The 24,675-nt window shown below is 66.8% G+C and carries 36 protein-coding genes and 1 tRNA gene; 21 read left to right on the top strand and 16 right to left on the bottom strand.

All coding sequences use genetic code 11. From position 1 onward, the window contains the following. Nucleotides 1-63: 63 nt before the first annotated feature. The 11 genes from rpsO to pspF form a co-directional block, all read right to left on the bottom strand. Nucleotides 64-333, bottom strand: a complete 270-nt coding sequence (rpsO, locus tag ACPV3N_RS11015; protein ID WP_440117706.1) for a 30S ribosomal protein S15 — start codon at nt 331-333, stop codon at nt 64-66. Then, the gene (gene truB, locus ACPV3N_RS11020; protein WP_440117708.1) at nt 330-1,343 is read right to left on the bottom strand and encodes a tRNA pseudouridine(55) synthase TruB; all 1,014 of its coding nucleotides are present in this window, start codon (nt 1,341-1,343) and stop codon (nt 330-332) included. The genes rpsO and truB overlap by 4 nt, the downstream gene beginning before the upstream one ends. Then, complete coding sequence (locus ACPV3N_RS11025; RefSeq protein WP_440117710.1) at nt 1,340-2,059, bottom strand: site-2 protease family protein; 720 nt, start codon at nt 2,057-2,059, stop codon at nt 1,340-1,342. The genes truB and ACPV3N_RS11025 overlap by 4 nt, the downstream gene beginning before the upstream one ends. 9 nt (nt 2,060-2,068) lie before the next feature. Beyond that, nucleotides 2,069-2,650, bottom strand: coding sequence for a thymidine kinase (locus tag ACPV3N_RS11030; RefSeq protein WP_440117712.1), 582 nt, complete (start codon nt 2,648-2,650; stop codon nt 2,069-2,071). Beyond that, nucleotides 2,650-3,048, bottom strand: coding sequence for a 30S ribosome-binding factor RbfA (gene rbfA / locus ACPV3N_RS11035; protein WP_440117714.1), 399 nt, complete (start codon nt 3,046-3,048; stop codon nt 2,650-2,652). The genes ACPV3N_RS11030 and rbfA overlap by 1 nt, the downstream gene beginning before the upstream one ends. Next, nucleotides 3,048-3,338, bottom strand: coding sequence for a hypothetical protein (locus ACPV3N_RS11040; RefSeq protein ID WP_440117716.1), 291 nt, complete (start codon nt 3,336-3,338; stop codon nt 3,048-3,050). The genes rbfA and ACPV3N_RS11040 overlap by 1 nt, the downstream gene beginning before the upstream one ends. A 39-nt stretch (nt 3,339-3,377) precedes the next feature. Beyond that, nucleotides 3,378-5,906, bottom strand: a complete 2,529-nt coding sequence (infB, locus tag ACPV3N_RS11045) for a translation initiation factor IF-2 (RefSeq protein WP_440117718.1) — start codon at nt 5,904-5,906, stop codon at nt 3,378-3,380. Between the two features lie 22 nt (nt 5,907-5,928). Next, on the bottom strand, nt 5,929-6,651 hold the full coding sequence (locus ACPV3N_RS11050) for a DUF448 domain-containing protein (RefSeq protein ID WP_440117720.1): 723 nt from the start codon (nt 6,649-6,651) through the stop codon (nt 5,929-5,931). After that, on the bottom strand, nt 6,632-8,272 hold the full coding sequence (gene nusA / locus ACPV3N_RS11055; RefSeq protein ID WP_440117722.1) for a transcription termination factor NusA: 1,641 nt from the start codon (nt 8,270-8,272) through the stop codon (nt 6,632-6,634). Before nusA ends, ACPV3N_RS11050 begins: the two co-directional genes overlap by 20 nt. Before the next feature lie 6 nt (nt 8,273-8,278). Next, nucleotides 8,279-8,857: a ribosome maturation protein RimP gene (rimP, locus tag ACPV3N_RS11060; protein ID WP_440117724.1), complete on the bottom strand. Its 579-nt coding sequence runs from the start codon at nt 8,855-8,857 to the stop codon at nt 8,279-8,281. A 122-nt stretch (nt 8,858-8,979) separates the two neighbouring features. Next, on the bottom strand, nt 8,980-10,002 hold the full coding sequence (gene pspF, locus ACPV3N_RS11065; protein ID WP_440117726.1) for a phage shock protein operon transcriptional activator: 1,023 nt from the start codon (nt 10,000-10,002) through the stop codon (nt 8,980-8,982). A gap of 137 nt (nt 10,003-10,139) precedes the next feature. Between pspF and ACPV3N_RS11070 the strand changes: the two genes are divergently transcribed. Genes ACPV3N_RS11070 through ACPV3N_RS11115 form a run of 10 tightly spaced genes read left to right on the top strand, consistent with a single transcriptional unit; the run spans nt 10,140 to nt 13,719 of the window. Then, nucleotides 10,140-10,292: a hypothetical protein gene (locus ACPV3N_RS11070; RefSeq protein WP_440117728.1), complete on the top strand. Its 153-nt coding sequence runs from the start codon at nt 10,140-10,142 to the stop codon at nt 10,290-10,292. After that, nucleotides 10,289-11,203 carry a phage shock protein PspA gene (gene pspA / locus ACPV3N_RS11075; protein ID WP_440117730.1) on the top strand — a complete coding sequence of 305 codons (915 nt, stop codon included), beginning with the start codon at nt 10,289-10,291 and terminating at the stop codon, nt 11,201-11,203. Before ACPV3N_RS11070 ends, pspA begins: the two co-directional genes overlap by 4 nt. Before the next feature lie 6 nt (nt 11,204-11,209). Next, entirely contained in the window at nt 11,210-11,512 is a 303-nt protein-coding gene (pspB, locus tag ACPV3N_RS11080) for an envelope stress response membrane protein PspB (protein ID WP_440117732.1), read from the top strand. Next, nucleotides 11,509-11,886, top strand: a complete 378-nt coding sequence (pspC, locus tag ACPV3N_RS11085; RefSeq protein ID WP_440117734.1) for an envelope stress response membrane protein PspC — start codon at nt 11,509-11,511, stop codon at nt 11,884-11,886. Before pspB ends, pspC begins: the two co-directional genes overlap by 4 nt. Before the next feature lie 28 nt (nt 11,887-11,914). Next, nucleotides 11,915-12,229 carry a hypothetical protein gene (locus ACPV3N_RS11090; protein ID WP_440117736.1) on the top strand — a complete coding sequence of 105 codons (315 nt, stop codon included), beginning with the start codon at nt 11,915-11,917 and terminating at the stop codon, nt 12,227-12,229. Beyond that, nucleotides 12,229-12,558 carry a hypothetical protein gene (locus ACPV3N_RS11095; RefSeq protein WP_440117738.1) on the top strand — a complete coding sequence of 110 codons (330 nt, stop codon included), beginning with the start codon at nt 12,229-12,231 and terminating at the stop codon, nt 12,556-12,558. The genes ACPV3N_RS11090 and ACPV3N_RS11095 overlap by 1 nt, the downstream gene beginning before the upstream one ends. Beyond that, a complete protein-coding gene (locus ACPV3N_RS11100; protein ID WP_440117740.1) occupies nt 12,555-12,827 on the top strand; it encodes a hypothetical protein in 273 nt (90 codons plus the stop codon). The genes ACPV3N_RS11095 and ACPV3N_RS11100 overlap by 4 nt, the downstream gene beginning before the upstream one ends. Next, the gene (locus tag ACPV3N_RS11105; protein WP_440117742.1) at nt 12,828-13,103 is read left to right on the top strand and encodes a hypothetical protein; all 276 of its coding nucleotides are present in this window, start codon (nt 12,828-12,830) and stop codon (nt 13,101-13,103) included. It abuts the gene before it with no gap. Continuing rightward, complete coding sequence (locus ACPV3N_RS11110) at nt 13,103-13,279, top strand: hypothetical protein (RefSeq protein ID WP_440117744.1); 177 nt, start codon at nt 13,103-13,105, stop codon at nt 13,277-13,279. The genes ACPV3N_RS11105 and ACPV3N_RS11110 overlap by 1 nt, the downstream gene beginning before the upstream one ends. 26 nt (nt 13,280-13,305) lie before the next feature. Then, entirely contained in the window at nt 13,306-13,719 is a 414-nt protein-coding gene (locus ACPV3N_RS11115) for a SufE family protein (protein ID WP_440117746.1), read from the top strand. On the opposite strand, the gene ACPV3N_RS11120 is transcribed toward ACPV3N_RS11115, so the two are convergent. Genes ACPV3N_RS11120 through ACPV3N_RS11130 form a run of 3 tightly spaced genes read right to left on the bottom strand, consistent with a single transcriptional unit; the run spans nt 13,716 to nt 15,645 of the window. After that, nucleotides 13,716-14,657 (bottom strand): helix-turn-helix domain-containing protein, encoded by a 942-nt coding sequence (locus tag ACPV3N_RS11120; protein ID WP_440117748.1) that lies wholly within the window; start codon nt 14,655-14,657, stop codon nt 13,716-13,718. The genes ACPV3N_RS11115 and ACPV3N_RS11120 overlap by 4 nt on opposite strands. Nucleotides 14,658-14,696: 39 nt before the next feature. Beyond that, nucleotides 14,697-15,227, bottom strand: coding sequence for a sterol desaturase family protein (locus tag ACPV3N_RS11125; RefSeq protein WP_440117750.1), 531 nt, complete (start codon nt 15,225-15,227; stop codon nt 14,697-14,699). 16 nt (nt 15,228-15,243) lie between these two features. After that, nucleotides 15,244-15,645: an acyl-CoA thioesterase gene (locus ACPV3N_RS11130; RefSeq protein ID WP_440117752.1), complete on the bottom strand. Its 402-nt coding sequence runs from the start codon at nt 15,643-15,645 to the stop codon at nt 15,244-15,246. Between the two features lie 162 nt (nt 15,646-15,807). Between ACPV3N_RS11130 and leuC the strand changes: the two genes are divergently transcribed. The 10 genes from leuC (at nt 15,808) to ACPV3N_RS11180 (ending at nt 22,669) form a co-directional block, all read left to right on the top strand. Further along, on the top strand, nt 15,808-17,241 hold the full coding sequence (leuC, locus tag ACPV3N_RS11135) for a 3-isopropylmalate dehydratase large subunit (protein WP_440117754.1): 1,434 nt from the start codon (nt 15,808-15,810) through the stop codon (nt 17,239-17,241). Then, nucleotides 17,238-17,732, top strand: coding sequence for a DNA-deoxyinosine glycosylase (locus ACPV3N_RS11140; RefSeq protein WP_440118009.1), 495 nt, complete (start codon nt 17,238-17,240; stop codon nt 17,730-17,732). The genes leuC and ACPV3N_RS11140 overlap by 4 nt, the downstream gene beginning before the upstream one ends. 40 nt (nt 17,733-17,772) lie before the next feature. After that, nucleotides 17,773-17,931, top strand: a complete 159-nt coding sequence (locus tag ACPV3N_RS11145) for a hypothetical protein (protein WP_440117756.1) — start codon at nt 17,773-17,775, stop codon at nt 17,929-17,931. Then, nucleotides 17,931-18,551, top strand: coding sequence for a 3-isopropylmalate dehydratase small subunit (gene leuD / locus ACPV3N_RS11150; RefSeq protein ID WP_440117758.1), 621 nt, complete (start codon nt 17,931-17,933; stop codon nt 18,549-18,551). Before ACPV3N_RS11145 ends, leuD begins: the two co-directional genes overlap by 1 nt. Continuing rightward, nucleotides 18,548-19,546, top strand: a complete 999-nt coding sequence (locus ACPV3N_RS11155; RefSeq protein ID WP_440117760.1) for an NADPH:quinone oxidoreductase family protein — start codon at nt 18,548-18,550, stop codon at nt 19,544-19,546. The genes leuD and ACPV3N_RS11155 overlap by 4 nt, the downstream gene beginning before the upstream one ends. A 131-nt stretch (nt 19,547-19,677) precedes the next feature. Continuing rightward, nucleotides 19,678-20,001: a DUF1476 domain-containing protein gene (locus tag ACPV3N_RS11160; RefSeq protein WP_440117762.1), complete on the top strand. Its 324-nt coding sequence runs from the start codon at nt 19,678-19,680 to the stop codon at nt 19,999-20,001. A gap of 4 nt (nt 20,002-20,005) precedes the next feature. Further along, nucleotides 20,006-20,239: a BolA family protein gene (locus tag ACPV3N_RS11165; RefSeq protein WP_440117763.1), complete on the top strand. Its 234-nt coding sequence runs from the start codon at nt 20,006-20,008 to the stop codon at nt 20,237-20,239. 60 nt (nt 20,240-20,299) lie between these two features. Further along, complete coding sequence (grxD, locus tag ACPV3N_RS11170; protein ID WP_440117764.1) at nt 20,300-20,629, top strand: Grx4 family monothiol glutaredoxin; 330 nt, start codon at nt 20,300-20,302, stop codon at nt 20,627-20,629. 310 nt (nt 20,630-20,939) lie between these two features. Beyond that, nucleotides 20,940-21,716: an NUDIX hydrolase gene (locus tag ACPV3N_RS11175; RefSeq protein WP_440117766.1), complete on the top strand. Its 777-nt coding sequence runs from the start codon at nt 20,940-20,942 to the stop codon at nt 21,714-21,716. Nucleotides 21,717-21,934: 218 nt separating this feature from the next. Further along, nucleotides 21,935-22,669: a ZIP family metal transporter gene (locus ACPV3N_RS11180; RefSeq protein WP_440117768.1), complete on the top strand. Its 735-nt coding sequence runs from the start codon at nt 21,935-21,937 to the stop codon at nt 22,667-22,669. 45 nt (nt 22,670-22,714) lie between these two features. Here ACPV3N_RS11180 and ACPV3N_RS11185 read toward each other — a convergent pair. Beyond that, nucleotides 22,715-22,791 (bottom strand) — tRNA-Arg (locus ACPV3N_RS11185). Between the two features lie 61 nt (nt 22,792-22,852). Between ACPV3N_RS11185 and ACPV3N_RS11190 the strand changes: the two genes are divergently transcribed. Beyond that, the gene (locus ACPV3N_RS11190; protein ID WP_440117770.1) at nt 22,853-23,590 is read left to right on the top strand and encodes a queuosine precursor transporter; all 738 of its coding nucleotides are present in this window, start codon (nt 22,853-22,855) and stop codon (nt 23,588-23,590) included. Nucleotides 23,591-23,676: 86 nt separating this feature from the next. Here ACPV3N_RS11190 and virB11 read toward each other — a convergent pair whose 3' ends face one another. Beyond that, on the bottom strand, nt 23,677-24,675 hold the full coding sequence (gene virB11, locus ACPV3N_RS11195) for a P-type DNA transfer ATPase VirB11 (protein WP_440117772.1): 999 nt from the start codon (nt 24,673-24,675) through the stop codon (nt 23,677-23,679).

The following is a 24,675-nucleotide window of genomic DNA, read 5'->3' on the forward strand; positions in this document are numbered from 1 at the left end:
TCGCCCCATGCGACCGGCCGGATAAACGAAGGGGCGACCGAAGCCGCCCCTCCGAGAAACTGGTTACTTGCGAAGCCCGAGCTTCTGGATCAGCGCGTTGTACCGCTCGACGTCCTTCTTCTTGAGATAGGCGAGCAGGCTGCGGCGCTTGTTGACCATCATCAGCAGGCCGCGGCGCGAATGATTGTCCTTGTGGTGGTCCTTGAAGTGCTCGGTAAGGTTGCGGATGCGCTCGGTGAGGATCGCGACCTGCACTTCGGGGGAGCCGGTGTCGCCCTTGGCCTGGGCGTTGTCCTTGATGATTTCCTGCTTCTTTTCGGCAGTAACGGTCATGTGTCTTCGTCTTTCTTCGCGGTATCGGGGAGGTTGAAGCCCCTGACCACTTTCGCGGTCGCCCCGTCGGATTCCATCAGCGCGACCGGGACGCCGTCCGCCGTCGCAAGGAAGAGCCCGTCGGGCAGGGCATTGCCGGACACGACCCGGCCCTGTCGGGCCGCCTGCGCGCTTGTCCGGTCGAGAGCGTGGGCCGGGATACCGTCCAGCCCAGCCTCCAGCGGCAGAAGGTGGTCTTCAAGCGGCGCGCCCTTACCGATTTCGTTCAGCAAGTCCAGCGAAATCGCCTGATCTTCGCGGAACGGACCCGCCTTCGTGCGCCGCAGATAGGTGACGTGCCCGACAGTTCCAAGCGCGTGTGCGATATCCCGTGCAAGGGAGCGGATGTACGTCCCCTTGCTGACCGCTGCGACAAGGGTGACGCTGTCCGCCAGTTCGAGCGGCGCGGCAGGATCGAACGGGTCGGGACGCCCGGCGGTGGTGGCGAACGCGGAACCGATCTCGCGCGGTACCCTCCCGCTCGCCATTCGCAGGTCATGAACCGTGACCTGTCGCGACACCAGTTCGACTTCCTCTCCGTCACGCGCGCGGTCGTAGGCGCGCCTGCCGGCGACCTTGAGCGCCGAATAGGCCGGCGGGACCTGCTCGATCGGGCCGGTGAAGTGCGGCAGGATCGCCGCGACCGCGGCCAGCGGGGGGCGCCGGTCCGATGTCGCCACGACCTCGCCCTCGATATCGAGCGTCGCGGTCTCCTCGCCGAACGCGATGGTGAACTCGTAGACCTTGCTGGCATCCAGCATCCGCCCGGCAAGCTTGGTCGCCTCGCCCAGCGCGATCGGCAGGACGCCCTCGGCCAGCGGGTCGAGCGTGCCGCCGTGACCCACCTTGACCTTGCCGTAGCCGGCTTCGCGCATGACCCGCTTGACCGCGCTCACCGCCTGGGTCGAGCCGAGACCGCGCGGCTTGTCGAGGATCAGCCAGCCGTGCGGAGAAGCGGCAGGTCCGGTCATCCTCCCGCGACCAGCGTCGCGAGCGCGAGATAGCGGTCGAGCACCCATTCGACCGGCGGCCCGATCACCCGGCTCAGGATACCGGCTTCGGGGAAGGCCCAGGTCGCCGCGATGAGGGCGATGAACAGCAGCATCCCGACGTTGCGCAACTTTGCATAATGGCGCGCCATCGAGCGTGGCAGGAGACCCTCGACGATGTGCGATCCGTCGAACGGCGGGATCGGCAACAGGTTGAACAGCGCGAGGAAGGTGTTGATCAATATGAACACCAGCAGGCCCGTGCCCAGCAGCGAGGTGACCCCGTCGGCATCGACGATCGTCGGCAGGCCGCTGGCGGCAAAGCCCAGCGCGGACCCCGCGGTCAGCGTCAGCCCCAGGGCGACCGCGGCAAGCGCCGCTAGCGCGAAGTTCATGGCCGGACCCGCCGCGCCGACGAGCATCATTCCCGAGCGCGGGTTGTCGAGCCGCCGGAAGTTGACCGGAACCGGCTTCGCCCAGCCGAAGATCGGTCCGCCGAACAGCGCCAGCGCTCCGGGGACCACGAGCGTTCCAATGGGATCGACGTGCCGGATCGGGTTGAAGCTGAGACGCCGCTGTTCCTTCGCGGTCGGATCGCCCAGCGCGAGCGCGGTCCATCCATGCGCCACCTCGTGGAACACGATCGCTACGATCAGGCAGGGGACGAGAACCAGCGCGAGCTGCAATGTGTCGGACATGATGGAGCCCTATGTAGTGCGCCCCAGCGCCTCGCTGAAGTGCCTGCGACAAAGGGCGACGTAGCGGTCGTTGCCGCCGACCTCCGTCTGCGCGCCTTCCTTCACCGCGGCTCCGCTGGCGTCGACGCGCAGGTTCATGGTCGCCTTGCGGCCGCAGTGGCACACGCCTTTCAGCTCGACGAGCTTGTCGGCGATGCCGAGCAGCGCCGCCGAGCCCGGAAACAGCTCGCCCTGGAAATCGGTCCTGAGGCCATAGGCGATGACCGGCAGATCGCCCTCGTCGGCGAGCCGCGCGAGCTGCCAGACCTGGTCTCTCGTCAGGAACTGCGCCTCGTCGAGCAGCACCGCGTCCAGCGGTTCGGCACGGTGCGCCGCGATGACCGCCGCCCACAGGTCGGTTTCGGGCGTATAGCGGTGCGCGTCCGCCTCCAGCCCGATGCGGCTACGCACCATGCCCTCGCTGCGCGTGTCGAGCTGCGCGGTCCACAGCATCGTGCGCATCCCGCGCTCGCGGTAATTGAAATCCGCCTGCAGCAGGGTCGATGATTTCCCCGCGTTCATGCTGGCATAGTAGAAATAGAGCTTGGCCATCAGTCGTCGGCGTCCAGGTCACGCGCGACTTTCGGGTCATTCAACAGACGCTCGATCCGGTCCGCCTCGTCGAAGCTTTCGTCGGGCTTGAACTGGAGTTTGGGCGCGAACTTGAGGCCGAGCCGCTTCGCCACCTCGCGCTGGAAGAACGCGGTGTTCGTGCGCAGGGCCTTGATCACCACCGCCTCGTCCTCGCCAAGCAGCGGCTTGACGTAGGCGTTGGCGTTCCTGAGGTCTGGGGTCATCCGGACCTCGGTGACCGAGACCGAATGCGCGGTCAGCACCTCGTCGTGCACCTCGCCGCGCGCGAGCAGTTCGGACAGGATGTGCCGCACGCGCTCGCCCACCTTGAGCACGCGAACCGACTGCTGTTCGGGAGTGGAGGTATTGCGCGCCATCACTCTGAGTGAAAGCCGATTGGCTTACGAGGGCCCTCTCGTCGATGGCTGCTCACTTGAATCGAGATCTGGTCGGGCGCGAAAATTAACTGGCGTAGCTGGCCGTCGTCGTCATCTCCAACGACCATCACAAGGTTTCGAACGCGTTGAATGGTGTGAACGAAAAACTCTCGCGAGTTCGGCCCGCTTCCACTGACTAGAATACTTTCGCCCTCAGCGAGATTTCGTTCGAAATCTCGCAACAGGAACGAAAGCGCATTGTATGCCTCGATGGCTTCTTGATGTTCCATGTAATCTCCTCGCCGAAAGTATCACCTTCGGCGAAACCCTCACAGCGTGCGCTCGCGTTCCTCGACCTCGAACACCTCGAGCTGGTCGCCCGGCTTGATGTCGTTGGTGTCGGCCAGCACGACGCCGCACTCCAGCCCCGCGCGGACCTCGTCGACGTCGTCCTTGAACCGGCGCAGCGACTGGATCGTCGTGGCCGACACGATGACGTCGTCGCGCGTGAGGCGGGCGTGCAGGCCCTTGCGGATCGTGCCTTCCACGACAAGCAGGCCGGCGGCCTTGTCCTTCTTGCCCGCGGGGAACACCTGCTTGACCTCGGCGCGGCCGAGCACGTTCTCGATCTTGAGCGGGCCGAGCACGCCGGCCATCTCCTTCCCGATCTCCTCGGTCAGGTGATAGATCACGTCGAAGTACTTCATCTCGACGTTGTCGCGCTTGACGAGATCGCGGGCCTTCGGGTTCGGACGCACGTTGAACCCGATGATCGGCGCGTTGCTCGCGGCTGCCAGCGTCACGTCGCTTTCGGTGATCGCGCCCACTCCCGCGTGGAGCACGCGCACCTTGATGTCGTCGTTCGACAGGTTGTGCAGCGCGGTGACGATCGCCTCGACCGAGCCCTGGACGTCGGCCTTCACCAGCACCGGGAACTCGACAACGTTCGACTGCAGCCCGGCGAACATCGTGTCGAAGTTCGTCGGCGCAAGCGCGGTGCGCTTTTCGGTCGCCTTTTCCTGGCGGTACTGGGCGACCTCGCGGGCGCGCTGCTCGTTCTCGACGACCGTCAGCTGATCACCCGCCATCGGCACGCCGCCGAGGCCAAGGACCTCGACCGGGACCGAGGGTCCGGCTTCCTTTACCTGCTTGCCCTTGTCGTCGACGAGCGCGCGCACACGGCCGCTCTCGGTGCCGACGACGAACGTATCGCCGCGCTTGAGCGTGCCGCGGGTGACGAGCACCGTGGCGACCGGGCCGCGGCCCTTGTCGAGCTGCGCCTCGACCACGATGGCGTCGGCATCGCGATCGGGGTTGGCCTTGAGTTCGAGCAACTCTGCCTGGAGCAGGATCTTGTCGATCAGATCGTCGAGGCCCGCCCGGGTCTTGGCGGAGACCTCGACGTCCTGCACGTCGCCGCTCATCGCCTCGACGATGACTTCGTGCTCGAGCAGGCGTTCGCGGATCTTCTGCGCGTTGTACTCGTCGCGGTCGGACTTGGTGATCGCGACGATCATCGGCACGCCCGCCGCCTTGGTGTGATTGATGGCCTCGATCGTCTGCGGCATGATCCCGTCGTCGCCCGCGACCACCAGGATCACGATGTCGGTGACGTTGGCGCCGCGCGCGCGCATCTCGGTGAACGCTGCGTGGCCCGGGGTGTCGAGGAAGGTGACCTTGTCGCCGCCCTTGGTCTGGATCTGGTAGGCGCCGATGTGCTGGGTGATCCCGCCGGCCTCGCCCTTGACCACGTCGGTTCCCCGCAGCGCGTCGAGCAGGCTGGTCTTGCCGTGGTCGACGTGGCCCATGATCGTCACGACCGGCGGGCGCGGCTTCAGCGTGTCCTCGGGGTCCTTGTCCTCGGTGCGGTCGATGTCGACGTCGGCTTCCGACACGCGCTGGATGTTGTGGCCGAACTCCTCCACCAGCAGCTCGGCGGTGTCCTGGTCGATCGTCTGGTTGACGGTAACCATCATGCCCATATTGAACAGCGCCTTCACGAGGTCGGCGCCCTTTTCGGCCATCCGGTTGGCGAGTTCCTGGACGGTGATCGCCTCGGGCACGACGACGTCGCGAACCTGCTTCTCGCGCTTCTGCGCCGGACCGCCGTGGAGGCGGCGCTCCTTTTCGCGCGCCCGCTTGAGCGCGGCGAGGCTGCGCGCCCTGCGGCCCTCGTCCTCGTTGAGCGCACGGGTCACGGTCAGCTTGCCCGAGCGGCGATCGCCGCCACGCTCGGGCGCCGGGGCGCCGCGCTTTTCTTCCTTCTTCTTCGGCTCGGGCTTCTTGGGCTCGGGCCGGGCGACCGGCGTGAACCTGCGCGGCGCGGGGGCGGGCGTGCCGGGCTCGGCGTCGGCCTCGCTGCCGCTCCCGGCATCGTCTTCGACGGGCTGGCTCGCCGGAACGTTTTCAGGGGCCTGGGGCGTTTCCGAGGCGCGCCTGGCAGCTTCTTCCTCGGCCTCGCGGTTGGCCTCGGCGCGGCGCTTCTCCTGCTCGAGCGCGGCGGCCTTCTCGGCCTCCTCGCGCACGCGCGCTTCCTCGGCGAGCCGCAGGCGCTCTTCCTCGGCCTCGCGCTGCAGGCGCGCGACGCGCTCCTGCGGGGTTTCGCTTGAAGGAGCGGCCTTCTTCTTGGGCGCGGGCGCAGAGGCTGCCGGCGGCGGCGGAGGCGGCGGGGGCGGCGGGGGCGGCGTCGGGGCGGCTGCCTCCTCCCCCGGCTTGACGAGCTTGCGGCGGCGCTTGACCTCGACCGCGACCTTGTTGGTGCGGCCGTGGCTGAAGGTCTGCTTGACCTCGCCGGCGTCGATCGACCGCTTGAGGCCAAGCGGCTTGCGTTCGCGCGGAGTGTCGGTGCTGTCGCTCATAAAACTCGTCTTCGTCCTTCGATCAGTCGTCCAGCACGGCGGGTTCGATCCCACCGCCAGTATCAGCCGCCGATTGCGGCCCCAGGAAATGCATCAGGCGCTCGAGCGCGAGCGATACCCGCTCGGCTGCTGCCGGATCGGCCAGCGCCATGTGGACGACGTTGTCGCGGCCCATTGCCACAGACAGAGCCGCCCGGTCCAGTGGCAAGCGCGTGCCGGTCTCGCCCGACCCTTCGGCATCGCGCCCCACGCGCCATGCCTGGTCGAGCTTGCGGCTGCCGTCGGCGCTCGCATCGGCGGCATGGAGCAGCAGTTCCACCGCCCCTCCGCGCGCGTGTTCGGCGATCCTGTCGGATCCCAAGATAAGGTGCCCCGCGCGCAGTTCGAGTCCCAGCCGGTCGAGCAGGGCCCTGGCGAGTCCCTCCTCGATGCGCTGCGGCAGGTCGTCGGGCACCGACAGCGACGCGCCCTTGAAGGCCCGCGCGAGTGCGCCCTTCAGCTTGCCCTTCGCGAGGGCCGCTTCGAGCTCGGCGCGCGATACGCCAAGCCATGCGCCGCGGCCGGGAGCCTTCGCATGGACGTCAGGCAGCACGTCGCCATCGGGCGAGATCGCCAGCCGGACGAGCGTGGCGCGCCCGCCATGCTCCCCGGAGAGGATGCACTTGCGCTCGGGCTCCGCCTTGCGGGGAGCCTTGGGCGCCTCGGCGATGTCGGGCGTCAGGCGCTCATTGTTCGGAGTCCGCATGAGCGGCCTCCTCGGATGCGGGTTCTTCGTCCTCGAACCAGTGGGCGCGGGCAGCCATGATGATTTCGTTGCCCTGTTCTTCGGTCAGGCCGTATTCGCCAAGCACGCCGCCCTTGTCCTCGGGCTTGGGGCGATCCGAGCGCAGGCGCGGTCCGTCGGTCGGCGCCTGGCGCCGGCGGGGCGTCTCGCGCTTCTTGGCGATCAGCTCGTCGGTCGCGAGGTCGGCCAGGTCGTCGAGCGTGGTGATCCCCGCCTTGCCGAGCGTGACGAGCATCGCCTCGGTCAGGTGCGGGATCTCGGCCAGCGCGTCCTCGACCCCGAGCGCCTGGCGCTCGGCACGGTAGGCGGCGTCGCGCCGCTCGAGCGCCTCGATCGCGCGGCTCTGCAGTTCCTCGGCGAGTTCCTCGTCGAAGCCCTCGATCGTCGCGAGTTCGGCAAGCTCGACATAGGCGACTTCCTCGAGCTCGGCGAAGCCTTCGGCCACGAGAAGCTGCGAGAGGGTCTCGTCGACATCGAGCTCTTCCTCGAACATCTTCGAACGCTCGGCGAATTCCTTGCTGCGCTTCTCCGAGGCTTCCTCCTCGGTCATGATGTCGATCTGGTGGCCGGTCAGCTGGCTTGCCAGGCGCACGTTCTGGCCGCGCCGGCCGATTGCAAGGCTGAGCTGGTCGTCGGGTACCACCACCTCGATCCGGCCGTCCTCCTCGTCGAGGACGACGCGGCTGACGGTGGCGGGCTGGAGCGCGTTGACGACGAACGTCGCGGTATCCTCGCTCCAGGGGATGATGTCGATCTTCTCGCCCTGCAGCTCCTGGACGACAGCCTGCACGCGGCTGCCCTTCATGCCGACACAGGCGCCGACGGGGTCGATGCTGCTGTCGCGGCTGATCACGCCAATTTTCGCGCGCGATCCCGGATCGCGGGCGGCGGCCTGGATGGTGATGATGCCGTCGTAGATCTCGGGCACTTCCTGCGCGAACAGCTTCTTCATGAACTCCGGGTGCGCCCGAGACAGGAAGATCTGCGGCCCGCGGTTGTTGCGCTCCACCTTGGTGATCAGCGCGCGCACGCGCTCGCCGGGACGGGCAGCCTCGCGCGGGATCTGCTGGTCGCGGCGGATCACGCCCTCGGCGCGGCCCAGGTTGACGATCACGTGGCCGAACTCGACCGACTTTATGACCCCGGTAATGACTTCGCCCGCTCGGTCCTTGAATTCCTCGTACTGGCGCTCGCGCTCGGCATCGCGGACCTTCTGGAAGATCACCTGCTTGGCGGACTGCGCATCGATCCGGCCGAGGTCGACCGGGGGCAGCGGGTCGACGATGTAGTCGCCCACCTTGGCGTCGGCCTGCAGCTTGTTCGCCTGCTCGAGGTTCACCTGCTTGAAATAGTCGTCGACCTCCTCGACCACCTCGACCACGCGCCACAGGCGCAGGTCGCCGGTCTGCGGGTCGAGCTTGGCCCGGATGTCGTTCTCATTGCCGTAGCGCGCGCGAGCGGCCTTCTGGATCGCTTCTTCCATCGCCTCGATGACGATCGCCTTGTCGATCATCTTCTCCGAAGCGACCGAGTTGGCGATCGCGAGCAGTTCTGCCTTGTTGGCGGAAATCGAACTGGCCATTGGTCCTTACTCTTCCTCTGTCTCGAGAGATTCTTCCCCGGCACCCGCCGACACCTCTTCAGCGCCGGTCATGTCGAGCGGTTTGGTAGCGGCGATCAGCGCGTCGGTGAGGACGAGCTGCGCCGAATGTATCTGCGCGCGCGGCACGGTGACCTCGCCCGCCTTGCGGTCGGCGATCGTCACCTGGCCGGCCTCGATGCCCTTGAGGTCGCCCTTGAGCACGCGCTGGCCGTCAAAGCCCTTGTCCATGACGATGCGGGCCTCGTGGCCGGCCCAGTTCGCGAAATCCTTGTCGCGGGTGAGCGGGCGATCGATGCCGGGGCTCGACACCTCGAGGTGATAGGCGCCGGGGATCAGCACTTCGCCGGCTTCCTCGCGCGCATCCATCATGTCCGATACGCGGCGCGAGAGCGCGGCGCACTGGTCGATGACCAGCTGACCCGTCGCGGGGTCTTCCGCCATGATCTGCAGCGCCTCGCCGCCGTCGCCAGCTTCGGACGGCATCATCTTCACGCGCACGAGTTCGAGCCCGAGCGCGTCGGCTTCGGGTTCGATCAGTTCGATGAGGCGCGCGATATCTGCCATTCGGTCTCCGGTTCATCCGCCATGCGCCTTCGGTGCCGGCCCCTTTCGGCGCCAGCCCCTCCAGTCTCGCGATGTCGGGATCGCTGGCCAGATAGGCGCGAGTCACTCCAAAGGCAAGCGGCTTACTCGCTTTCCGCCAGTCCGTGCTTGCGGATGCAATGCCGCAGCTGGTCGTACGTCAGACCCAGCGCCTTGGCTGTCTGGCGCTGGTTCCAGCGGTTGCGTCCCAGCGCATTCTCGACGATCGCGCGCTCGTGCGCGTCGACCGCGGCGCGCAGGTCGTCGATCGAATCGAAGTCGGGCGCGGCCGGCGGTGCAGGCCGCGTGCCCCCGCCGTCCGAAACGGCCGGAGCAGTCGTGGCGGCAGGCTTCCACGGGCTTTCGAACGGGTCGAACACCACGTGCGCGACCGGCTGTTCCGAATCGCCCCAGCGATAGACCGCGCGTTCGACCACGTTGCGCAGTTCGCGCACGTTGCCCGGCCAGAGATGCTTTTCGAACTGTTCGCGCACGTGATCGGCGAACCCTGGCCACTTGTCCCAGCGAAGCTCGCTCGCCATGCGCCGGCCGAAGAACTCGGCGAGCACGATCACGTCGCCCTCGCGTACGCGGAGGGGCGGAAGGGTTATCACCTCGAAGCTGAGCCGGTCGAGCAGGTCGGCGCGGAAGCGCCCTTGCTCGGCCAGCCTCGGCAGATCCTCGTTCGTCGCGGCGACGATGCGCACGTCGACCCGGATCGGGCGGTTCGACCCGATGCGGGTCACCTCGCCATATTCGACCGCCCGCAGAAGCCGCTCCTGCGCCTGCATCGACAGGGTTGCGAGCTCGTCGAGGAACAGGGTGCCGCGATCCGCTTCCTCGAAGCGGCCGGCGCGCGCGCGCGTCGCGCCGGTGAAGGCACCGGCTTCGTGACCGAACAACTCGGCCTCGATCAGGGTTTCGGGCAGCGCGGCGCAGTTCATGGTGACGAGCGGCTCGTCCCACCGCGTCGACAGACGGTGGAGACGCTCCGCGATCAATTCCTTGCCCGTGCCGCGCTCGCCGATGACGAGCACCGGCCGGTCCATCGGCGCGGCCTGGCTCGCGCGGTCGACCGCGTCGAGAAACGCGTCGGACTGACCGATGAACTGGTTTTCCCTCTCCATACCCAAGGAATAGCGAAAATTCCCAACTCTCGGCAACAAAAACCATCATGGCGCCACTTGAACCCCGCCCCGTATCCGTAAATCCGCAATTGGCATGCCCCTTGCTGATGTGTGAATGTCATTCACCGGAGGTATTCATGTTCGACCGTCGTTTCCTGCAGACCCGCCTCGGCCACGCCGCAATGGCGAGTGTCGCCGCGATGGCCCTCTTCGTGGCACTGAGTGCGCAGATTGAAGCCGCTCCGGCGTTCGCCGCGAACGGCCCTGTCGCCTCCGTGGAGCTGGCATGAACAAGCCTCCATCCAACGACCCCCTCGGGCCGGAGCGCGACGAGTCCCCCTCGCGCGGGACCCAGTCCCCCCGCGCGTCAGGCGCTCCGGCCCACCCCCCGTCATCCCCGCGAGCCAGCCGGCTCGACGAGGAAGTAGAGCGGCTGCGCCGCAGCCCCACCCCCACCCAGTCCGCCGCCCAGCGAGACATCGCCAACTACGGAGTCGCCTTCATGGGAATCTTCAGCCGCACCCGGGATATCATCGCGGCGAACTTCAACGACATGCTCGACAAGGCTGACGACCCGTCGAAGATGATCCGGATGATCATCCTCGAGATGGAAGAAACCCTCGTCGAGGTCCGGGCCAGCGCCGCGCGTACGATCGCCGACCAGAAGGAAATGCACCGCCATACGGTCAAGCTCGAGCGGCTCCAGGCCGATTGGGCGGAAAAGGCCCAGCTTGCTCTCAGCAAGGATCGCGAGGATCTGGCCCGCGCCGCGCTGGTCGAGAAGAAAAAGGCTGGCGACATGGCCGAACAGCTGCGCCAGGAGATCGCCGTTCTGGACGATGCCCTGCGCGCTTACGAGCAGGACATCGAGAAGTTGCAGGTCCGCCTGCGTGAGGCGCGCAGCCGCCAGACGGCAATCGCCGCGCGGCTCGAGAGCGCCGAGAACCGCGTCAAGCTGCGCAGCCTGATGACCAACGAACGCGCCGACGAGGCGCTTGCCCGGTTCGACCAGCTGGAGCGCCGGGTCGACTATGCCGAGGGCCGCGCCGACGCGCTGAGCATCGCCGACGGCACCGGCAAGCCGACCCTTGCCGACGAGATCGCCGCCCTCGCGGGTGCCGACAAGATCGACGAGGAACTGGAGGAAATGAAGCGTTCGCTCGGCCTGGACCGCAAGTCAGACGCCGGGGACAAGGAGTAAGGGGCAATGGATTTCGACGTCGTAATTGTAATGTCCACGCTGTTCATCGGACTGCCGTGGATCATCCTGCACTACATCACGCGGTGGAAAACCGCGGCCACGATCACCACCGATGACGAAGCGCTGCTCGAGGAACTCTACAGCCTCGCCAAGCGGCTCGACGAACGGATGGAGACGGTCGAGCGTCTGGTCGCCAGCGACGACCCGAGCTTCAAGCCCGCCCGCCTGACCCGCGACAGCGAGCTCGACGCCGCCCCGCTTCGCGAACTCGAGAACCTCATCGCCGAAAAGAAGGGAGCCCGCCAGTGAACAGCCCGCGCACCACGCTTTACCGCGACAAGCAGAACGCCAAGCTGATGGGCGTCTGTGCAGGCATCGCCGACTACACGGGCGTCAACGCGCTGTGGGTGAGGCTCGGGTTCATCGTCCTCTTGCTGACGATCGCCCCGATCCTGTTGCCGGCCTACTTCATCGCCGGACTGCTTCTCAACAAGAAGCCGCCCCACCTCTACGGAGACCAGGAGGAAACGAAGTACTGGCAGCGGGTCCGGCAAAGTCCCAAGCGCACCGCGCGCGAGATCCGCGGCAAATTCCGCGAGATCGATCGCCGGCTGGCCGAGGTCGAGACTTACTACGTCACCAGCAATCCGCGCCTGAACGCCGAGATCGAGCGGCTGCGCTGATCGCATCTTTCCGAGGGGGATTTTTTCGATGGACAACGGCACACTTGCCCTCCTGATACCGATTATAGCGCTGTCGATCCCGATCGTGCGGATGTGGACCCGCCACCAGCGCGAACTCGCCAAGATGCAGATCAGCGCGACCGCCGATGCGACCGCGGAGAAGGCCGCGCAGTATTCGAGCCAGGTACAGGCGCTCGAGGACCGCGTCCGCGTGCTCGAGCGCATCGTCACCGACAAGGGTTACGATGTCGCCACCCAGATCGAGGCGCTCCGCGACCAGCGCCGGGTCCACGAGGCGGACAACGGCGTGTCGATCGAAAGCCTGCGCAAGGAGCGTGCGTGATGGAAAAGATCGCGATCCTGGAGGCCCTTGCGCCGATGATTGCCGTGGGCGTGGTGGCCATCAGCCTCGGCTGGGTGACCACGACCTGGCTGCGGATCAAGAACGGCTATCCGCTCGACGGGGCCTGGGGCCAGGCCGTTTATCCAAGGACCGACGCCGAGGCCAAGGAGCGCATCACGCTCCTGTCTCAGGAAAACGCCCAACTCCGTGCAGAGATCGGCTCGATGAAGGACCGGCTCGCGACAGTCGAGCGGATCGTCACCGACAGCGGCTATCATCTCACGCAGGACATCGAACGCCTGCGCGACGGCCGGGAGAACGTCCAGTGAGCTTCTGGACCGCGCTCGTCGTGATGACCGCGATCTTCGCCTTCATGGTGCTGCGGATCGTGCGCATCCAGTCCGAGGCCGGCAAGCGCAACCACGCGGCCCCGGCCGACGATGGCGAGAAGACCGCCTTGCGCGGAGAAATCGACGACCTGCGCGAGCGCATCAAGGTGCTCGAGCGGATCGCGACCGACGCCAACACTTCCGCTGCCATCGAAACGCGCCGGGTCTCGGACGAAATCGAGGCGCTGCGCGACAGCGAGAAATCCTGATTGGGAGATCCTCTCATGACCGAACCTATCCTGCTTGCCGCCACCTCGCTCGCCGCGGTCGCCATCGTGGCCTTCGCCATGCTGCGCGGCTGGCAGGGCTGGCTTGACCTCAAGGAGCACGAACTGGAGCGAGTGGCGGGCGCAATGGCGCGCGGCGGCGAATCCGCGCGCGAACCCGAAACCGGCAGCGCGCTGGGCGCGGCGCGGATCGAGCTCAGCGATCTCAAGGAGCGCATCCGCAAGCTCGAGGCGATCGCAAGCGGAGTCGACCTCTGATGGCCGCCGTGCACGCCGACGTTACCAAGGCCGGCATCGGCCTCGGAAGCGCGATCGCCGTGGCCATCTCGTGGTCGCTCCACAAGTCGATCCTGTGGGCGGCGATCCAGGGCTTCTTCGGCTGGTTCTATGTCCTGTACTACGCGCTGACGCGTCCGGGCGGGCTGGCAGGATAGGCCGCCGCGCGCTAAGGGCGCGCGCCATGCGGAGCCTGCAAGACATTGCCGAGGAATACGAGTTCCTCGATCCCGACGACCGCTATCGCCTGCTGATCGAGCTTGGCCGCGAACTCGAGGAGATGCCCCAGGCGCTCAAGACCGACGCGACGCTGGTGCGCGGATGCTCGGCGGCAGTGTGGGTCTATCCGACGGGCGACGCGGGGCGGCTGCACTTTCTGGCCGACAGCAACGCCGCGATCACCAAGGGTATCGTCGCGCTCGTCATCGCGGCGGTCCAGGACCGGCCGGCCGCCGAGGTGGCCGCGATGGACGTCGCCTCGGCACTTGCGCCCTTCGACCTGAAGAACCAGCTCAGCAGCAACCGCACTCAAGGGGTGCCGAACATGATCGCGCTAGTGCAGGACCATGCTGCGCGGATCGCCCGCGGTCAGAGCTAGGCGCGCAGGTTTTCCGGGATCGGGGCCAGCCGCGGGCCGGCCTGGCGGAAGTGGCGCAGGTCGAGGAACCGCGAAAGGAAAGGCATGTCCGGATCCGCGATCCGGGCAGGCGTGCGTCCGGCGAACATGCGAATTTCGCGGATCATGTGCGGCTGATCGTAAAAGTGGTCCTGGATTGCGCCCAAGTCCTCTTCGGAAAGGCCGGGCTTCGCCAGCAGGACCGCCGCCCGCAGCGCACGGTACTTGCGCACGAGCGTGGCTGGGGCGAGGCCGAAATATCGCTCGGCGAGCCGCTGGACCTGGCGCGGGCCGTAGCCTGAGCTGGCATAGAGATCGGCCAGCGAGGGTGAGAGCGATTTCGCCAGCCAGGCCGCAACGGTCCGGATGAATTCAATATGACGGGGCGGAAGGGGCCTCGCCGCGGCGGCCATTCCCTGCGCCAAGATAGCGGCCTTGTCGGCGTCGGACAGCCGGTCGTAGTCACGCAGGATCGTTTCCCCGGCTTCGGCGAGCGGAGCGCGGACAACCTCGGCTGCGGCGCGGACGCGGTTGCCGTGGTCCGCCGCCGAGAGGCCCGTCAGGCTCGCCCAGCCCACCGGGCTCAGCATCGCGCCGAATGCATCCCACGGACCTTCCATTTCCAGCGTCGTCGCCGCGGAGGTCGGCGTCACCAGGGTAAACCCCGGGCCGCGCTCGACCCGGCCGTCGAGGAATCGCAGGGTGCCCGTACCCTTCCCGAGTAGGATGAGGATCCCGATCGACGAAGGCTGCACGTCACGGATATGAGGTTCGTCGCACCGCACGCGGTAGAAGGTGGTGGCAAGGCTGGCCGCCTGCTCGGGCGGCGCGATAAGATCCATTCGCAGCAGGTCGGCACGTGTCAGCCGGGCCTGGCCGGGCGGTTCGCTTTTCTCGACTGCGGCTTGGTCGCGACCCATTTGTCCGCTGTCTTCCCGATTGCGGGAATCGTGTCCAGTCTATTGTCGAATGGCAGGCCCGGAGCCTTCGCGCACGATCGCGATACCGCCTGCGCGCTGGCGCTTCAGTTCGGCCTTCAGCTTCGCCGGGTCGCGGGCGAAGACGAAGCCGAAACTCACCCCGCCCTCCTTGCCGATCGTCGCGTGGTGCAGCTTGTGCGCCTGCACCAGCCGTTTGGCATAGCCGCGCTTTGGCACCCAGCGAAACCAGCGCTGGTGGACCAGCCCATCGTGTACCAGCGTGTAGATGATCCCGTAGACGAGCACGCCGAGGCCGATCCAGGTGCCCGGCCACCACGCGCTTTCTCCCAGGATCATCGGGCTGCCGAGCGCGAACATCGCAATGCTGAGCGCCGCGCCGACGATTGCGTAGAGGTCGTTCCTTTCGAAAAAGCCGTCGTGCGGTTCATGATGATCGCGGTGCCAGGCCCAACCGAACCCGTGCATGATGTATTTGTGGCTAGACCACGCGACGAACTCCATCGCGATCACGGTCGCAAGCACGATCAGCGCGGGAAAAAGCCAGTCCATCGACGGCCAATATAGGTCAGTCGTCGGGGAAAAAGAACCGCGAGATCTCTTCGCCGATGCGCGCAGGGCGCAGGCTCGCCGCGTCGACGCAGCACCAACTCGAACTGACCTCGGCCAGCACTTCCTCGCCGCGCTGGATCACCGTGCGGTAGAACGCGCGCGCGCCGTGGATCTTTTCGAGCACCGTCTTGGCGATCACGTCGTCTTCGAGAAACGCCGGACGGCGATAGGTGATCTCGTGCTTCAGCGCGACCCACAGCCGCTCGGCCACCGCGTCAGGAGGAGCCAGCTTGTTCCAGTGCGCCAGCACCGCGTCCTGCACCCAGCCGAGATAGCGCGCGTTGTTCACATGCCCCATGAAATCGATGTCGCCGGGGACGATCCGAATCGGAAAATGAAAAGGGGCCGCTGCTGACATGCTTGTCAGTTAATGCGTGCGTCCTTGCTTTTCCATGACCGACACCGGTTTTATTTTCATCGCCTCCCGGCAACGCCGGTCCGCGCCGGTAAACGCACAGCCAGACAGTGGACAAGATTATCCATCTTGTTTCCCCGGGGCCGCCGGGCCTAGCCCCGTTTCATGGCCAGCCGTCCGCGCACGTTATACGAGAAGATCTGGGACGCCCACGTCGTCGAAACCCGCGACGACGGTACGGCGCTGATCTACATCGATCGCCACCTCGTCCACGAGGTTACCAGTCCGCAGGCGTTCGAGGCGCTGCGGGTCGCGGGCCGCCGCGTGCGACGCCCCGACCTGACGCTGGCCGTCCCCGACCACAACCTGCCGACGACTTCCCGCCGCGCACCCGACGGCAGCCGCCTGCCGATCGCCGATCCCGAAAGCGCCGCCCAGCTTGCCGCGCTCGAGGCGAATGCTCCCGAATTCGGCATTCGCTATATTGGCGCAACGGACGCATCCCAGGGCATCGTCCACGTCGTCGGGCCCGAACAGGGCTTTTCGCTGCCCGGCGCGACGATCGTCTGCGGCGACAGCCACACCGCCGCGCACGGCGGAATTGGCGCGCTCGCGTTCGGGATCGGCACGAGCGAGGTCGAGCACGTGCTGGCCACGCAGACCCTGCTGCTGCGCAAGTCGAAGACGATGGAAGTCCGCGTCGAGGGCGCGCTCGGACCCGGGGTCACCGCCAAGGACCTCGTCCTCCATATCATCGGCGTCGTCGGCACGGCGGGCGGCACCGGCCACGTGATCGAATACCGCGGCCCTGTGTTCGATGCGATGAGCATCGAGGGCCGGCTGACCGTGTGCAACATGTCGATCGAGGCGGGCGCCCGCGCGGGCCTGATTGCGCCGGACGAGACGACGTTCGCCTACCTCAAGGGCCGTCCGCTCGCTCCGCAAGGGAACGACTGGGATCGCGCCGTGACATGGTGGCGCTCGCTGGCAACCGATGCGGGAGCGACATTCGACAAGTCGGTCGTCATCGACGCCGCTGCCGTCGAGCCGACCGTGACCTGGGGCACCAGCCCGGAAGACGTCGTCCCGATCGGCGGCAGCGTGCCCGCCCCGGAAAGCTTCTCCGACCCGTCGAAGCAGGATGCCGCGCGCCGGAGCCTCGAATACATGGGCCTCGAACCAGGCCAGCCGATGAGCGAGGTCGCAATCGAGAACGTGTTCATCGGCAGCTGCACCAACAGCCGGATCGAGGACCTGCGCGCTGCGGCGGAAGTCCTGCGCGGCCGCCACAAGGCCGACGGGGTCAAATGGGCGATCGTCGTCCCCGGATCGGGCCTGGTCAAACGGCAGGCGGAAGAAGAGGGTCTCGACAAGGTGTTCACGGACGCCGGGCTCGAATGGCGCGAGCCGGGCTGTTCGGCCTGCCTCGCGATGAACCCCGACAAGGTTCCGCCCGGCGAACGCTGCGCGAGCACGAGCAACCGCAACTTCGTCGGCCGTCAGGGGCCGGGGGCGCGGACGCACCTCCTCAGCCCGGCGATGGCGGCGGCCGCTGCGGTGACCGGTCGGCTCACCGACGTCCGCGAGCTCACCCCCTGACCGGGCGCAAGTCCGCCTTCGCGCCAGTCGCCCGCCCCGATGCGCGGGTCCTGATTCTCGGCAGCCTGCCCGGCGAGGCCTCGCTCGCCGCGCGGCGCTATTACGCGCACCCGCAGAACCGATTCTGGCACCTTGTCGGCCGCGCCATCGGGCGCGATCTTTCCGGCCTGGAATATGAAGGGAGGCTCGGCGCGCTGACAGACGCGGGCATCGCGCTCTGGGACACGGTCGCCTCGGCGCGGAGAACCGGCAGCCTCGATTCCGCAATCCGCGAAGCCGCCCCCGCCCCCGTCCGCGCGTTGGTCGGCATCTTGCCGGACTTGCGCGCCGTGGCGTTCAATGGCCGCAAGGCGAGCGCGATCGGCCGGCTGCAACTGGCAGGCAGCCCGCTGGCGTTGGTCGACCTGCCGTCTTCCTCGCCCGCCTATGCGGCGATGCCGCTGGCGGACAAAGAGCGGCTATGGGCCGGGCTAGCCGATTTCCTGAGGTGACCCCTTGCGTGGCACCGCGCCGCGCCGCATTGATGGGTGCATGACAAAGAAGCTCACCGGCAAGGCAATCGCCGCAGGCGCCGCGATCGGATCGGCCGCCGTCGCCGCGGCACTCCTTTATGCATCCAAGCGCAAGGACAAGCCGAAACCCGACCAGCTCCCGTCGATCCCGTCCGGCGAACCGCCCGAAACCGACTGATGGAGCCCTTGCGCGAAGTCGAGGGACGGGCGATCCCGTTCGGCGCGAAGAACGTCGATACCGACGTGATCATCCCCGCGCACTGGCTCAAGACCGTGACCCGCGAAGGGCTGGGCCGCGGCGCATTCGAGACCGTGCGCGCCCGGCCCGGCAACGTCTTCGACGATCCCGCATACGCCGGCGCGCCCATCCTCATCGCAGGCGACAATTTCGGCTGCGGATCGAGTCGCGAGCACGCCGCCTGGGCGCTGCTCGACATGGGCGTGCGGGCAGTGATCGCGCCAAGCTTTTCCGACATTTTCGCCGGCAATGCGTTCAAGAACGGCATCCTTGCGGTCGTGCTGCCGCAGGCGCAGGTCGACCGCCTGCTAGAGGTCGCGAAGACCGACCCGGTCGCGATCGACCTCGATAATCAGGTCGTCACGACCCCTTACCAGGATCGCTTCCCGTTCGAGATCGACCCGTTCCGCAAGGCCTGTCTCATGGACGGGCTCGACGAGGTCGGACTCACGCTCGCCCGCGATGACGCGATCGCTCATTACGAGGACCGGCAGGCGCGCGAGCTGCCCTGGCTGGCGCACGGAACGGAGGATGACTGCATGAAGGCCCCCATCTTATGAAAGCTCTGCGCACCCATGCCGTCGGCGGCCCCGATACGCTGACCCTGGACGAGGTGGACGAACCCACACCCGGACCCGGACAGGTCGTGGTCGCGGTGAAGGCGTGCGCGATCAATTTCCCCGATACGCTGATGATTCGCGACCTGTACCAGTTCAAGCCCGAGCGTCCTTACGCACCCGGTGGTGAGATCGCCGGCGTGGTCGAGGCGGTCGGCGAAGGCGTCGAGCAATTCAAGGCCGGCGACCGCGTGTTCGGCGGGATCGGCAACGGCGGTCTGGTCGAAAAGGTCGCGGTCGATGCGCGGCGGCTGTTCCCGGTGCCTGAGGGCGTGCCGTTCGAAAAAGCCGCATCGCTGATGATGACTTACGGGACCACCATTCACGGTCTCAAGGATCGCGGCCACATCAAGCCGGGCGACGTGATGCTCGTTCTCGGCGCGGCGGGCGGTGTCGGGCTCTCGGCGGTCGAACTCGGCAAGGCTTTCGGCGCCAAGGTCATCGCGGCGGTCTCGAGCGAGGAGAAAGGCGAGGTGGCCCGGCGGGCCGGCGCCGACGACGTCGTCATCTATCCCCGGGGCGAGATGACGAAGGACGAGAGCAAGGATCTTGCCGCCAGGTTCAAGGCAGCCTGCGGGCCCGAGGGCGCCAACATCGTCTACGATATCGTCGGCGGACAGTATTCCGAACCCGCCCTGCGCGCGATCGCGTGGGAGGGTCGCTTTCTGGTGGTCGGTTTTCCCGCGGGTATCGCGAAGATGCCGCTTAACCTGACGCTGCTCAAGAGCTGCGACATCTGCGGGGTCTTCTGGGGTGCCTTCACCGCGCGCGAGCCGGAAAAGTTCCGTGCGCAGGCGGCCGAACTGTTCGACCTGATGAGGGCGGGCAAGATCGATCCGCTGATCTCGGAGACCTTTCCGCTCGAGCGCGGTGCCGAGGCGATCGCCAGGCTCGAGAACCGCAAAGCGGTCGGCAAGCTCGTGGTGACGATGGACTGAGACGCCCCCCTGCGCCCGTGCGCATTTCCCGCTGGATGAGGGCAGCCGTCCAAGGCACCCTTGCCAGCACGAAAGCCGCGTGCAAAGCGTGGGCCGGCACCAACCAACTCAAACAGGCAGGCAGACACCAGATGACCGATTTCAAGGATCGCGAGCGCGGCGAGGAACGCAAGTTCGCGATGGACGAGGAAACCGCCTTTCGCGTGGCCGCACGGCGCAACCGCCTGCTCGGCCATTGGGCCGCCGAGAAGATGGGCCTGACGCCCGAGGAAACCGATGCCTATGCCAAGTCGGTCGTCCAGGCCGACTTCGAGGAAGCCGGCGACGAGGACGTCATCCGCAAGGTGCTGGGCGACCTCACCCAGGCTGGCTGCGAGGTGAGCGAGGCGGAAGTCCGCACCGCGCTTGAGGAAAAGGGCGTCGAGGCACGCCGCCAGCTCATGAGCGAGAGCTGAGCCGATGCCCATGCAGGCCAGCGAGATTGAGGCGCTTATCCGCGCCGCGATCCCCGATGCCGAAATCGAGATCCGCGACCTTGCCGGCGACGGTGACCACTATGCCGCCCACGTGGTCAGCGCCGCGTTCGCCGGGCTCCCGCGGGTCCGCCAGCACAAGCTGGTCTACGATGCCCTGGGGCACCGGATGGGCGGGGAACTTCACGCCTTGCAACTGACCACCGCCGTACCCAACTGATTCCCCACGCGGTCGGGCCAGCGCCCGACGACACATCCTGATAGCAAGCAAGGTCCGGCCATGTCCGACGTCAAACAGCGCATCGCCGATATCGTCGAGCAGAACGATGTCGTGCTTTTCATGAAGGGCACCCCCCTCTTTCCGCAGTGCGGCTTTTCCAACCGCGCGGTTTCGATCCTCGACCACTGCGGCGTTTCGTACGAGAGCGTCGATGTGCTGCAGGACATGGAAATCCGGCAGGGTATCAAGTCCTTCAGCGACTGGCCCACGATCCCCCAACTCTACGTCAAGGGAGAGTTCGTCGGCGGCAGCGACATCATGATGGAAATGTTCGAGGCCGGCGAATTGCAGACCATGCTCACCGAGAAGGGTGTCGCCACCGCCGATTGAGGCGCCCGACCGGCACACTTTTTCGCGCACGAGAAAAGACCCGTCCGGCTGGGTTGGCCGGACGGGTCGTTTTCATTGGGTTCTTGGGTCGGGGAGGCAGGATCGGGAGACGAGTGATCCCGCCTCGGTGGAAGACCGTTGGGGTATCTTCACTGCAGCACGATCCGTGCCAATCGCCGCCGGGCGCGCAATTTAGCGCCCTGCAATGGTTAATGATTTTTCCAGCGCCGCAGAAGTGTAAGGTTTCCCGACATCCGGCGGGCATGAATCGGTATTGGCATGCAACCCACCGCGCGCCACAAACGACGCCATGACAGACGACCTCCAGCGCCCCTCGATTCCCGCAGCCACGGTAATCGTCTTCCGCAATGATCCGGCCGGGGGACCCCCGCAGATCCTCATGGTTACCCGGCACAATTCGATGGCGTTCGCAGGCGGCATGGCGGTCTTTCCCGGGGGCCGCGTCGACCCCGAGGACCGCGAACTCGCGGCAGAGGTCTCGCATGGGCTCGACACCGACGAAGCGGCGCACCGCATCGCCGCGGTCCGCGAGACGCTGGAGGAAACCGGCCTTGCCATCGGCCTGACCGGCGCGGTAACCGCCGGCGCGGCCCGCGAGGCGCGCGTCCTGCTCGAGCGCAAGGGATTGCTGGGCCCGGTGCTCGAGGAAATGGGCTGGACGCTGGATCTCGAAGCCGTGGTTCCGTTTGCACGCTGGCACCCGAAGAACGAGCGGATCCCGCGCATCTTCGACACGCGATTCTATCTCGCCGACCTCGGCACAGGCGCAGTCGAGCTCGAGATCGACGGGAGCGAGAATACGCACCTGTTCTGGACCAGCGCCGCCGGTGCGCTCGATATGGCTGCGCGCGGCGAGCTGGCGGTCATCTTCCCGACCCGGCGCAACCTCGAGCGCCTCGCGCAGTTCGGCTCGTTTGCCGAAGCCCGTGCCCATGCCGAGGCGATTCCCGTCAAGACGATCACACCGTGGATGGAAGAGCGCGGCGGCGAACGCTGGCTGAGGATTCCCGACGACGCGGGGTACCCGGTCCACGGAGAGCCGCTCGCGTCCGCCGCGCGCGGATGATCTGCGTCCCGCCCGCGCGTGGATCGCACCGCGATGCGATAACGCGCCGGGAAGCGCAGCCGAAGGCCACATTTCGACCTCCGGATGCTCGAAGGCTCCCGTTCGTCTCAGCATAAGGACGAGCACACGAATTCGGCTATCTGCGGGAACCGCAGACACGCTCCCGGGTCGAGAGGGGGTGAAGCGTCGAAAGCCTTCTCGATGACGCGGGCCGGGTAATGGGCCTTGGCTATGTCCTGCTCCTCGCGCTTCTTCCCGCGGCGGGGACGATCGCCGGAGCGCTGCTGGCAGAATGGAAGCAGCCACCTGACTGGCTGACGGGGGCCGCGCTGCATGCGGCGGCGGGGATCGCTGCGGCGGTCGTCGCGGTCGAGTTGATGCCGCGCGCCGTCGAAGGCGGCGATCACTGGTTGCTGGCCCTGGGATTCATGGGCGGCGCGATCTTCTCGATCGTCCTCATGCGCGGGACCGTTTTCATCCAGGGCCAATTCGGTTCGGACACGACCCGCGTGGGCCTGTGGGCCGTCTATGTAGCCGTTGCCACCGATCTCCTGATAGACGGGCTCACCACAGGTGCGGGAACCGCCGTGTCGAGTGACCTCGGTCTGCTTCTCGCCTTCAGCCAGATCATCGCAAACCTTCCCGGCGGCTTTGCGGTCACGGCAAACTTCCGCTCGGCAGGCGTGCAGCGATCAAATAGACTCTGGGCGGCGACCGCGTACCCGCTGACGCCGGTCTTGGGGGCCGCGACCGGATTCCTTCTACTGAACGGAGCGAGCACCAGCCTGATGGCTTTCGCGCTGGCCTTCTTCGCGGGGCTCCTGCTTCTGGCGACGATCGAGCAGATCGTTCCGGAGGCCGACAAGCCCGGTGCGCCGCTGAAGGTTTCCAGCCCTGCCTTCGCGGGAGGCTTCATCGTGCTGATGCTGATGTCGGCCTATCTCGGCGTTTAACGAGGCATTCGCAGCCTTCCTTCGCACGCCGCCCAAGGGGAAAGATGGCGCGCCCGGCAGGACTCGAACCTGCAACTCCAAGCTTAGAAGGCTCGTGCTCTATCCAGTTGAACTACGGGCGCGCTGCGGACACGCGCATAGCGTGCTTTTCGCGGGGCACAAATCGCGATAACTCCAATTCCCATGAGCGAACCGGTGGTAGCGATCGAGGGGGAGGCCGCCGGACCGCGGCATTTCCGCTACTACGACCTTATCATGGCGGCATTCGTCGCCATCCTGCTGCTGTCGAACGTCATCGGCGCCTCGAAGCCCAGTTACGTCGTGCTGCCCGGCGGGGCGCAGTGGGCGTTCGGCGCGGGCGTGCTGTTCTTTCCGCTGAGCTACGTGATCGGCGATGTGCTGACCGAGGTCTATGGTTACGCGCGGGCGCGGCGAGTCATCTGGACGGGATTCGCGGCGCTGACCTTTATGGCGTTCATGGCATGGGTGGTTGTCGCGCTGCCACCTGCCGCCGGGTGGCCGGGCCAGGACGCGTACGAGTTCGTGTTCGGCAATTCGTGGCGCATCGTGCTGGCCTCGATCGTCGCGTTCTGGGCCGGCGAGTTCGCCAACAGCTTCGTCCTCGCCAAGATGAAGGTGATGACGGAGGGCAGACACCTGTGGATGCGCACGATCGGGTCGACATTCGTGGGCCAGGGCCTCGACAGCCTGATCTTCTACCCGCTCGCCTTCTATGGCCTCGCCGGCTGGCCGGTCGAGCAGCTCGCGATGGTGGTGCTTTCGCAATGGGCGATCAAGACCGCTTGGGAGGCGCTGCTGACCCCGGTCACCTATGCAGTGGTCGGGTTCCTCAAGCGACGCGAGGGGGTCGAGATCTTCGACCGGAAGACGGACTTCTCGCCGTTCGGGCAATCCGCATAGAAAATCGCCCGACCAGGCGGCCCGGCGCTTCCTTCATACCGCGATCCTGCTACCCGGCTTCGCCATGGCAACCGGATGACACCTGTTCAGACCAGCGTTTCGCTTTCGGCGATCGCGGTGATCCCGCGCTTGCCCTCGCCATCACGGCCCAGCTGGACGATCACGTCGATCACGCCGGCAGCATAGGCGATCGTGTCGCTGCGACTGAGGCCGATGCCCGTCTGCATCACCATCAGCGCAAGCTGTTCGAGCGCCCCCCTGAGCGAGTTCGCGTGGATCGTCGAGAAACTTCCCGGGTGCCCGGTATTGATCGCGCGCAGGAAGCTGACACTTTCCGCACCGCGCAATTCGCCGAGCACGATCCGGTCGGGTCGCAGGCGCAGCGCCGCCTGAAGCAGTTCGTTGGCTGTGACCTTCGCCTCGCCCAGTTCCCCCTTCACCGCGACGAGTCCGACGCCGTTCTCGCCCGGCAGGCGCAATTCGGGCGTATCCTCGACAAGGATTACCCGCTCGCCCTTTGGAATCTCGCCCAGCATCGCATTGAGGAAGGTCGTCTTGCCGGTGCTTGTCCCACCCGAGATAAGGATCGTACGGCGCTGGCGGATCGCCTCGCGCAGGAAGGCGATCGGCTGGCCCTGCGCGTCGGGGATCGGTAGGCTCCGTTCGCCGCCCAGGGGGCCGGTGTCGTAGGCGTCGAGCGGAAGGTCGAGCCGCCGATGCCGGCGGATCGCCATGGCCCAGTGCCGGCGCGCCGCGGGGGGGCCGCAGAACTGCACCCGCGCGCCGTCCGGGAGGGTTGCGCCGAGCAAGGGATGCTCGCGGTTGATGCCCTGGTGGCTGACGCGGGCGACTTGCTCGGCAAGGCGTTGGACCAGCCTGTCGTCGATCTCCGGCGCCTCGACCCGCAGCATGCCGCCCTGCGCCGCATCCTCGATCCACACCTCGCCCGGGCGATTGACGAGGATCTCGGTCACCGTGTCCACGTCGAGCCAGCGCTGGAACGGCGCAAGGTAGGCATCGAGGTAGACGCTGCGCTCCGCAGCGCTGCCGCTTGCGGTGGACAGGGAATGGACGTCGGCCGCCAC

The sequence above is a fragment of the Tsuneonella sediminis genome (assembly GCF_051912845.1).
GTDB classification, from domain to species: Bacteria; Pseudomonadota; Alphaproteobacteria; order Sphingomonadales; family Sphingomonadaceae; genus Tsuneonella; species Tsuneonella sediminis.

Coding starts and splice junctions, on each gene's coding strand:
- rpsO (WP_440117706.1), bottom strand. CDS start 333: ATGACCGTTACTGCCGAAAAGAAGCAGGAAATCATCAAGGACAACGCC.
- truB (WP_440117708.1), bottom strand. CDS start 1,343: ATGACCGGACCTGCCGCTTCTCCGCACGGCTGGCTGATCCTCGACAAG.
- ACPV3N_RS11025 (WP_440117710.1), bottom strand. CDS start 2,059: ATGTCCGACACATTGCAGCTCGCGCTGGTTCTCGTCCCCTGCCTGATC.
- ACPV3N_RS11030 (WP_440117712.1), bottom strand. CDS start 2,650: ATGGCCAAGCTCTATTTCTACTATGCCAGCATGAACGCGGGGAAATCA.
- rbfA (WP_440117714.1), bottom strand. CDS start 3,048: ATGGCGCGCAATACCTCCACTCCCGAACAGCAGTCGGTTCGCGTGCTC.
- ACPV3N_RS11040 (WP_440117716.1), bottom strand. CDS start 3,338: ATGGAACATCAAGAAGCCATCGAGGCATACAATGCGCTTTCGTTCCTG.
- infB (WP_440117718.1), bottom strand. CDS start 5,906: ATGAGCGACAGCACCGACACTCCGCGCGAACGCAAGCCGCTTGGCCTC.
- ACPV3N_RS11050 (WP_440117720.1), bottom strand. CDS start 6,651: ATGCGGACTCCGAACAATGAGCGCCTGACGCCCGACATCGCCGAGGCG.
- nusA (WP_440117722.1), bottom strand. CDS start 8,272: ATGGCCAGTTCGATTTCCGCCAACAAGGCAGAACTGCTCGCGATCGCC.
- rimP (WP_440117724.1), bottom strand. CDS start 8,857: ATGGCAGATATCGCGCGCCTCATCGAACTGATCGAACCCGAAGCCGAC.
- pspF (WP_440117726.1), bottom strand. CDS start 10,002: ATGGAGAGGGAAAACCAGTTCATCGGTCAGTCCGACGCGTTTCTCGAC.
- ACPV3N_RS11070 (WP_440117728.1), top strand. CDS start 10,140: ATGTTCGACCGTCGTTTCCTGCAGACCCGCCTCGGCCACGCCGCAATG.
- pspA (WP_440117730.1), top strand. CDS start 10,289: ATGAACAAGCCTCCATCCAACGACCCCCTCGGGCCGGAGCGCGACGAG.
- pspB (WP_440117732.1), top strand. CDS start 11,210: ATGGATTTCGACGTCGTAATTGTAATGTCCACGCTGTTCATCGGACTG.
- ACPV3N_RS11090 (WP_440117736.1), top strand. CDS start 11,915: ATGGACAACGGCACACTTGCCCTCCTGATACCGATTATAGCGCTGTCG.
- ACPV3N_RS11095 (WP_440117738.1), top strand. CDS start 12,229: ATGGAAAAGATCGCGATCCTGGAGGCCCTTGCGCCGATGATTGCCGTG.
- ACPV3N_RS11110 (WP_440117744.1), top strand. CDS start 13,103: ATGGCCGCCGTGCACGCCGACGTTACCAAGGCCGGCATCGGCCTCGGA.
- ACPV3N_RS11115 (WP_440117746.1), top strand. CDS start 13,306: ATGCGGAGCCTGCAAGACATTGCCGAGGAATACGAGTTCCTCGATCCC.
- ACPV3N_RS11120 (WP_440117748.1), bottom strand. CDS start 14,657: ATGGGTCGCGACCAAGCCGCAGTCGAGAAAAGCGAACCGCCCGGCCAG.
- ACPV3N_RS11125 (WP_440117750.1), bottom strand. CDS start 15,227: ATGGACTGGCTTTTTCCCGCGCTGATCGTGCTTGCGACCGTGATCGCG.
- ACPV3N_RS11130 (WP_440117752.1), bottom strand. CDS start 15,645: ATGTCAGCAGCGGCCCCTTTTCATTTTCCGATTCGGATCGTCCCCGGC.
- leuC (WP_440117754.1), top strand. CDS start 15,808: ATGGCCAGCCGTCCGCGCACGTTATACGAGAAGATCTGGGACGCCCAC.
- ACPV3N_RS11145 (WP_440117756.1), top strand. CDS start 17,773: ATGACAAAGAAGCTCACCGGCAAGGCAATCGCCGCAGGCGCCGCGATC.
- leuD (WP_440117758.1), top strand. CDS start 17,931: ATGGAGCCCTTGCGCGAAGTCGAGGGACGGGCGATCCCGTTCGGCGCG.
- ACPV3N_RS11155 (WP_440117760.1), top strand. CDS start 18,548: ATGAAAGCTCTGCGCACCCATGCCGTCGGCGGCCCCGATACGCTGACC.
- ACPV3N_RS11160 (WP_440117762.1), top strand. CDS start 19,678: ATGACCGATTTCAAGGATCGCGAGCGCGGCGAGGAACGCAAGTTCGCG.
- ACPV3N_RS11165 (WP_440117763.1), top strand. CDS start 20,006: ATGCCCATGCAGGCCAGCGAGATTGAGGCGCTTATCCGCGCCGCGATC.
- grxD (WP_440117764.1), top strand. CDS start 20,300: ATGTCCGACGTCAAACAGCGCATCGCCGATATCGTCGAGCAGAACGAT.
- ACPV3N_RS11175 (WP_440117766.1), top strand. CDS start 20,940: ATGACAGACGACCTCCAGCGCCCCTCGATTCCCGCAGCCACGGTAATC.
- ACPV3N_RS11180 (WP_440117768.1), top strand. CDS start 21,935: ATGGGCCTTGGCTATGTCCTGCTCCTCGCGCTTCTTCCCGCGGCGGGG.
- ACPV3N_RS11190 (WP_440117770.1), top strand. CDS start 22,853: ATGAGCGAACCGGTGGTAGCGATCGAGGGGGAGGCCGCCGGACCGCGG.